General features: G+C 59.9%; 8 protein-coding genes and 1 pseudogene. 7 read left to right on the top strand and 2 right to left on the bottom strand.

The genetic code is table 11. The features are described 5' to 3' along the window. Positions 1 to 94: 94 nt before the first annotated feature. Positions 95 to 337 (top strand): annotated as a pseudogene (locus ABYO54_RS12245) (DNA methyltransferase); the annotation flags it as partial. Between the two features lie 156 nt (positions 338 to 493). Here ABYO54_RS12245 and ABYO54_RS12240 read toward each other — a convergent pair. Then, on the bottom strand, positions 494 to 1,117 hold the full coding sequence (locus ABYO54_RS12240) for a superoxide dismutase (protein ID WP_372808538.1): 624 nt from the start codon (positions 1,115 to 1,117) through the stop codon (positions 494 to 496). A 185-nt stretch (positions 1,118 to 1,302) separates the two neighbouring features. Here ABYO54_RS12240 and ABYO54_RS12235 point away from each other — a divergent pair, with 185 nt between their 5' ends. The 4 genes from ABYO54_RS12235 (at position 1,303) to ABYO54_RS12220 (ending at position 4,899) form a co-directional block, all read left to right on the top strand. Continuing rightward, positions 1,303 to 2,184, top strand: coding sequence for a prephenate dehydrogenase (locus ABYO54_RS12235; protein ID WP_372808537.1), 882 nt, complete (start codon positions 1,303 to 1,305; stop codon positions 2,182 to 2,184). 77 nt (positions 2,185 to 2,261) lie between these two features. Beyond that, positions 2,262 to 3,569, top strand: coding sequence for a 3-phosphoshikimate 1-carboxyvinyltransferase (gene aroA / locus ABYO54_RS12230; RefSeq protein ID WP_372808536.1), 1,308 nt, complete (start codon positions 2,262 to 2,264; stop codon positions 3,567 to 3,569). Continuing rightward, positions 3,569 to 4,246: a (d)CMP kinase gene (cmk, locus tag ABYO54_RS12225; RefSeq protein ID WP_372808535.1), complete on the top strand. Its 678-nt coding sequence runs from the start codon at positions 3,569 to 3,571 to the stop codon at positions 4,244 to 4,246. The genes aroA and cmk overlap by 1 nt, the downstream gene beginning before the upstream one ends. Further along, positions 4,243 to 4,899, top strand: coding sequence for a lysophospholipid acyltransferase family protein (locus ABYO54_RS12220; RefSeq protein ID WP_372808534.1), 657 nt, complete (start codon positions 4,243 to 4,245; stop codon positions 4,897 to 4,899). Before cmk ends, ABYO54_RS12220 begins: the two co-directional genes overlap by 4 nt. Before the next feature lie 13 nt (positions 4,900 to 4,912). Here the strand turns inward: ABYO54_RS12220 and ABYO54_RS12215 are convergent, their stop codons facing one another. Further along, positions 4,913 to 5,863, bottom strand: coding sequence for a lysophospholipid acyltransferase family protein (locus tag ABYO54_RS12215; protein WP_372808533.1), 951 nt, complete (start codon positions 5,861 to 5,863; stop codon positions 4,913 to 4,915). 97 nt (positions 5,864 to 5,960) lie between these two features. On the opposite strand from ABYO54_RS12215, the gene ABYO54_RS12210 reads away from it, so the two are divergent. After that, positions 5,961 to 6,101: a hypothetical protein gene (locus tag ABYO54_RS12210; RefSeq protein WP_372808532.1), complete on the top strand. Its 141-nt coding sequence runs from the start codon at positions 5,961 to 5,963 to the stop codon at positions 6,099 to 6,101. 26 nt (positions 6,102 to 6,127) lie between these two features. Continuing rightward, positions 6,128 to 6,616 carry a peptidylprolyl isomerase gene (locus ABYO54_RS12205; RefSeq protein ID WP_372808531.1) on the top strand — a complete coding sequence of 163 codons (489 nt, stop codon included), beginning with the start codon at positions 6,128 to 6,130 and terminating at the stop codon, positions 6,614 to 6,616. Positions 6,617 to 6,747: the final 131 nt, after the last annotated feature.

The raw sequence follows: 6,747 nt of genomic DNA, 5'->3' as shown, positions 1-6,747 counted from the left end.
AGTGCTGAAGATATTTTAGAGAAAGTCGGACGGCTGTGTGAAAGGATGACAGCAGACACTAACTAAGTTGACTTATATGATTCATCTGCGAAACAGGACACTAGACTATATTGCCTGCTGGTTTTTTAAGGCCGCTCATTACATTCGAGGAACCAATGCACAATTTGCCTTTGTCTCCACCAATTCGCTTTGCCAAGGCGAACAGGTGGCCCTGCTTTGGCCTCATGTTTTGAAAGACGATCTTGAAATTGGCTTTGCCCACCAGTCGTTCAAATGGACGAACAACGCGAAAGGGAGTGCGGGAGTAACCTGTGTAGTCGTTGGGATTCGAAATCTGCGCGGTGCCGGTCCTATTATATTGCTGTCTTGGGGGCTTAGGTGCGCGCCCAGCCGGTCCGGATGCTGGAAATCGGGGCACCCTTCTTTAAACGCCGCCCCATTCCGGGCGGAATGGGGCGGCGCTCCGGTTCATTCTTTCACGCGCGCGACGGGATCAGCACTCGGCGGATTCCGCATAGAGCGCGGCGACCTTTTCCCAATTGATCACGTTGAAGAAGGCCGAGATGTAGTCCGGGCGACGGTTCTGGTAGTTCAGGTAATAGGCGTGTTCCCAGACGTCCAGTCCCAGGACCGGCAATCCGCCGCAGCCGATACCCTTCATCAGCGGGTTGTCCTGGTTCGGGGTGGAGCAGACCTTCAGCTCGCCGCCCTCGTGCTTGCACAGCCAGGCCCAGCCCGAGCCAAACCGGGTGGCGGCCGCCTTGCTGAAGGCGTCCTTGAACCCGTCCACGCTTCCGAAGGAACGGTTCAGGGCCGCCAGCAATTCGCCGGAGGGTTCGCCGCCATTCGGGCTCATGATTTCCCAGAAGAACGAGTGGTTGGCATGGCCGCCGCCATTGTTGCGCACCGCCGTTCGCTTCTCTTCGGGCACTTCGTCGAGCCGCTTGCAAAGTTCGAAGATCGGCAGCCCTTCGAGTACGGTGCCTTCCAGCGCGGCATTGACGTTGTTGACATAGGCCTGGTGATGTTTGGTGTGGTGGATCTCCATGGTGCGCGCATCGATGTAGGGCGCAAGCGCATCATAGGCGTACGGGAGTTCCGGTAGTTGATAGGACATGTTAAACCTCCAATAATTTACTTTAACTGCGCCTATACTGGATCCGGCGAGGCGTAAGTCAATCCAAAATAGTACGCAAATGGTATTATATCGGCGGATGGTCGTCTCATCGCCACGGGGCTTTAGGGTTGAATTAATTTTTAATCCAAGGAGAATAGGCGGCCTTTACACCTACCGAAAGCAGCATGGATAGTTCAAAAAACATAGCAATTTTGGGGTTTGGCCTGATGGGGTCCTCGTTGGCGCTGGGGCTCAAGAAGCGCGGGTTCGTCGGAAAAATCCTCGGATATGCCCGCCGCGAGGAAACCCGCCGGCAGGCGTTGGCGTCCGGCGTGGCCGACGAAGTTTTCGCGGATCCGGCCGAGGCGGTCCGCGATGCCGACCTCGTCGTGGTCTGCGTTCCGATCTGGACGATCGCCAAACTGGCCGAGAAAATCGTGGGCGCACTCAAGCCCGGGGCGGTGGTAACGGACGTCGGCAGCACCAAATCGGAGTTGCTCAAAACCATGGAACCGCTGTTCAGGAATTCCGCCGCCTGCTTCGTGGGCTCGCACCCGATCGCCGGGTCGGAAAAGACCGGAATCGAAGCGGGCAATCCCGATCTTTACGACGGGCGCCTGACGGTGGTCTGCCCCTCGGACGACACCCCGGCCGAAGCCGATGCGCTGGTTTCCGACCTGTGGAGAAGCGCGGGGTCGGAGGTGGTCGAGATGTCGCCCGCCGAACACGACTTGATGCTGGCCTCCACCAGCCATCTGCCGCATATGGTTGCCGCCGCGCTGGCGCGGTCGGTCGCCGATGGCCATCCGTCGAAAAAAGCCGATTTTTGCGGGACGGGATTCAAGGACACGACGCGCGTGGCTTCCGGCTCGGCCGACATGTGGGTGGACATCATCGATACCAACCGCGCGGCGCTCGAAGCCGAGCTGGATCGCTTTCACCAAGAGCTGCAGGGGCTCATCCAAATTTTACGCAGCGGCAACGGCGACGATATCCGCAGGTGGCTCGAAGACGCCCGCGACGACCGCAACAAAATCCTTAAACTCAACCGATTTCTCAAGAGGTAGTTTCTGCCCCGGAGGATGCCGATGCGCCGAGACGAAAAGGCTCCGGGCAACGGTGCGCTCCGTGGTTTAAAAAAGATATGAGCAGTAAAAAAATATATCCGGCGGCGCTTGGTGGAACCGTGCAGGTTCCCGGCGACAAGAGTATTTCCCAGCGCGTGGCGATGTTGGCTTCGCTGGCCGAAGGCACCTCCAAGGTGACGGGCTACCTCAACGGCGAGGATGCGCGCAGCACGCTTTCGGCCATGGAACAGATGGGGGCCCAGGCCGACTTCAGGGACGACGCCCTCTACATCACCGGCGTTGCCGGCCAATTGCGGCAACCCGCCGAACCGCTCGATATGGGCAACTCCGGCACGGGCACGCGCTTGCTCGCCGGGATCGTGGCGGGGGCCGGCATCGAAGTCGCGATGGTCGGCGACGCCTCGCTTTCGTCGCGTCCGATGGGGCGCATCCGCCATCCGCTGGAATTGATGGGCGCGAGCATTGGCCTGACCGGGCCGCGCGGGACGCTCCCGATGATGATCGCGGGCGGCAATCTCAAGGGCATTGGCTATTTGCTGCCGATGGCGTCGGCGCAGGTCAAGTCGTGCGTCTTGCTGGCCGGGCTCTTTGCCGAGGGCAAAACCACGGTGGTCGAGCCGCGCCCGACGCGCGACCACACCGAAAAACTGTTCCAGGCGCTCGATATCCCGATCACGATCAATGGCCTCGAAATCTCGATTGAAGGCTTCGGCAAGCAGGGGCCGCGCTACCCGGCACGCGACTTCGTGGTGCCGGGCGACTTTTCCTCCGCCGCATTCTGGATCGTCGCCGTGGCCGCCCGTCCGGGCGCCGAACTGCTGATTGAAAACGTGGGCCTCAACCCGCGCCGCACGGCGCTGCTGGATGTAATGAAACGCATGGGCGCCGACATCGAAGTCGTCGTAACGGAAGCGAAGGGCGATCCCTACGGCACCATCAAGGTGCGCGGCGCGCAGCTGAAAGGCACCGTGATCGAGGGCGATGAAATCCCGAACCTGATCGACGAGTTGCCGATCATTTCCGTGGCGGGTGCGTTGGCCGAGGGCAAAACGGATATCCGCGACGCCGCCGAGCTGCGCGTGAAGGAATCCGACCGCATTGCGGAGATGGTCAAGAACCTCCGGCTGTTCGGCGTCGCGGTCGAAGAGAAAGCGGATGGCATGGTCGTGACCGGGCCGGCTGATTTGAAGACGCCCGACGCCGTGATCGATAGCCATGGCGACCATCGCATCGCGATGTCGATGGCGGTACTGAACACGTTCGCCGACGGGGCGATCACAATCGACAACGTGGGCTGCGTGAACACCTCCTATCCGGAGTTCTGGCAGCACATGGAAAAACTGGGTGGAAAGGTAGGTAGCTAGTGGAAGGTATAAAGACAATTGCAATCGACGGGCCGTCGGCTTCGGGAAAATCTTCGGTTTCCAAAGGCGTGGCCGCCGAGCTGGGCTTCATCTATTCGGATTCCGGCGCGCTTTACCGGGGCGTGACCTGGCAAGCCATCCGAAAAGGGGTGGATCCCCAAGACGCCGCCGCCGTGACTGAGTGCATGCTCAGTGCCGAGTGGAGTTTTTTTGTCCAGGATGGTGCGGCGATCTTTTCGATCGATGGCGATATTCCGGTGCAGGAGCTGCGCGGAAAGGACGTGCGGGAATCGGTCGCCGTCGTGGCGGCGATTCCGGAGATCCGCCGTTTCGTGGTCGAGAGTCTGCAGTCGCTGGCCAACTTCGGTTCGCTGGTGATGGAAGGCCGCGATATCGGCACGGTGGTTTTCCCGGATTCCCCCTACAAATTTTATCTCGATGCCGATCCGGAGGAGCGCGCGATGCGCCGCTACCGCGAACTGGTGGCCGCCGGCGAAGACGAAAAGGCGCACGAGGTGCTCGATAGTTTGAAGAAACGCGACCAGATCGACGCCACCCGCAAGATGGATCCGCTCGTGGTGGCGCCGGGCGCCCAGGTGATCGACAGCACGGCGATGACGCTGGCGGACGTGATCAAGACGGTGGTCGATGCGGTGAAAAAAGGGGACACGAAATGATCGATCCTGTTAAACACGAAGTAATGGCCGATATGCGGATCTACCAGGCCTCCACCCGGGTCTTTAAACTGTTTCTGCTGATCTGGCATCGCCTGCGCATCCGCGGGGCGGAAAAGATTCCGGATCGGGGCGGGGTGCTGATTGCCTCGAACCACGCCAGCTTTCTCGATCCGCCCGTGGTGGGCGTCGGCTATCGCGGACGTCCGATCCACTTCATGGCGCGCGATACGCTCTGGAACTCGAAATTCGGCTCGTGGTGGATGGACCGCGTCGGCTGCATTCCGGTTTCCCGCGGCACGGGAGACCTGAAAGCGCTGAAGCTGACCATCAGGGCGCTCAAGGAGGGCAAGGTGGTCTCCATGTTCCCCGAAGGCACGCGCACCGAGGACGGCGAGCTGCAGGGCGCCAAGGGCGGCATCGGGTTCATCATCGAAAAATCCGGATGCGTCGTGGTTCCGGCCTATATCGACGGCACCTACAAGGCCCATCCGAAGGGCACCAAATTCATTAAACCCTGCAAGCTGACGATTTCCTACGGCAACCCGATCACGCAGGAGGAATTCCAGGCACTCGGCTCGGGGCGCGAAGCCTACGACAAGCATGCCGCCCTGATCATGGAACGCATTGCCGCCCTGAAAAACGGCGAAGCCTAAGCGGTTGCCGGACTCAATAGACGGGATAGTTGGCCGGGTAGGTTTGCCCTTCCGAACGTCGCCAGTGCTTGTAGGACCATAGCCAGTATTCCGGGTGCGCCCGGATCTCGGCCGAGATGCCGTCCTGGATTTGCTGGGTCAGCCCATGGACAATCTCATCCATGCCGCGCTCCTTGTCGAAGGGGGGCGGGACAATGGACTGCGTGACCCGGATGCGGTAGCGGCCGCCTTGCTCGGGCAGGCAGAACCCGAGCATGATCTCGGTTCCGGTGCGGTAGGCCAATGCGGCCGGCGCCGGGGATACGGGCATGGGCAGTCCGAGGAAATCGACCACGATTCCGCCGTCTTCAACCTCGGTGTTTTGGTCGAGCACGAAGGCGGCTTTGCCTTTCTTGCGGAAGCGGGCAATCAGGGTTTTGAGCGCGCCCTTCTGCGGGATGATGGTTTGCCCCGTACGTTCGCGCTGCTCGATCAGGATGCGGTCGACCACCTGGTTTTTCACGGTGGCGGCAATGCTGGCCATGTCGGCGCCGAGCAGCGCGGCGGCCTGTCCCATGATTTCCCAGCTCCCCATGTGGGCCGTGATGCAGATGACCGCCTTGTCCTCGAAAAAGGAATCCTTGAGCGGACTCGCCTCGAATTCGACATATTTTTTGATCCGCGCCTCGGGATTGCCGGAAAACCAGAAGACATCCAGCATCGTCTGCGCGAAGGTGGCGAGCGACGAAGCGAGAATGCGGCGCTTTTCCGCATCGGTCTTGGTTGCGCCGAAAACGGCGTCGAGGTTTTTCAGGCCGATCCGTTTTTCGCGCAAGGGGAAAAACAGGGCGATCCTGCCGGCGAAACGGGCGAGGCCAACCACCGCGCCGCGCGGCAGCAGCGGGATCAGCGACTTGATCAGTAAGAATCCCCCCGTCTCAAACGGGCGGCGCAGTTTCCTGCGGATGTGTTTCCAGCGGGCCATGGTTTCTCCATAAAATCAAAAGGCAAACAGTATCGACAACCCGGGGCCATACCAATAAGTTTTTTGCGCTATGGACCGAATTGGAAAGGAGCATCCCATGGGTAGAGGTTATCTGCTGTTAATTCTTATGGCTGGGCTGTTTGCCGGCTGTCAGTCGAACCAGAAAACGGTACTGGATGTGATCGACGAGGTTGAAATGAACCAAGACGCCGCCATCGAAGCGGTTAACGCCGACTAGGCCTGCGAACAAACCGAGGAATAAAAATGATTTTGATTAAAACGTCCAAAGGGGACATCAAACTGGAGCTCGATGCCGAAAAGGCACCGAAGACCGTCGCCAATTTCATGAAGTATGTGGAGTCGGGCCATTACCGCGGAACGATCTTCCACCGGGTCATCGGCAATTTCATGATCCAGGGCGGCGGGTTCGACGAATCGATGAACCAGAAACCCGCCCCGCATACGGTGGAAAACGAAGCGGCCAACGGCCTTTCCAACAAGGTCGGCAGCATCGCCATGGCCCGCACCTCGGATCCGCACAGCGCCGGGGCGCAATTCTTCATCAACGTCAACGACAACGGATTTCTTGACCATCCGGGACAGGATGGTTGGGGCTACTGCGTTTTTGGACAGGTGGTCGATGGGATGGACGTTGTTGAGCAGATCAAGGGCGTTGCCACCGGAAGAAGCGGCATGTTCAGCGATGTGCCGCTCGAGCCCGTGGTCATCTCCGAGGTCGTTGTCGTCGATTAATTCGCGGCCACAAGCCGACCGGGCCGGTCTACGGTCCGGCCGCAATGCGAAGCAGGTTGGAGAACGTTTTCAACGCGCGTTGCGCCGCTTCCTGCTGGACATCGGTCCGGTTGCCGGACAGTTCGATCCGT

The organism is Pontiella sp. (assembly GCF_041622395.1).
Taxonomy (GTDB): Bacteria; Verrucomicrobiota; Kiritimatiellia; order Kiritimatiellales; family Pontiellaceae; genus Pontiella.
Note: the sequence above shows the minus strand (reverse complement) of the source record. Positions and strands in the feature narration are given on the sequence as shown.

Coding starts and splice junctions, on each gene's coding strand:
- aroA (WP_372808536.1), top strand. CDS start 2,262: ATGAGCAGTAAAAAAATATATCCGGCGGCGCTTGGTGGAACCGTGCAG.
- ABYO54_RS12210 (WP_372808532.1), top strand. CDS start 5,961: ATGGGTAGAGGTTATCTGCTGTTAATTCTTATGGCTGGGCTGTTTGCC.
- ABYO54_RS12215 (WP_372808533.1), bottom strand. CDS start 5,863: ATGGCCCGCTGGAAACACATCCGCAGGAAACTGCGCCGCCCGTTTGAG.
- ABYO54_RS12220 (WP_372808534.1), top strand. CDS start 4,243: ATGATCGATCCTGTTAAACACGAAGTAATGGCCGATATGCGGATCTAC.
- ABYO54_RS12205 (WP_372808531.1), top strand. CDS start 6,128: ATGATTTTGATTAAAACGTCCAAAGGGGACATCAAACTGGAGCTCGAT.
- ABYO54_RS12240 (WP_372808538.1), bottom strand. CDS start 1,117: ATGTCCTATCAACTACCGGAACTCCCGTACGCCTATGATGCGCTTGCG.
- ABYO54_RS12235 (WP_372808537.1), top strand. CDS start 1,303: ATGGATAGTTCAAAAAACATAGCAATTTTGGGGTTTGGCCTGATGGGG.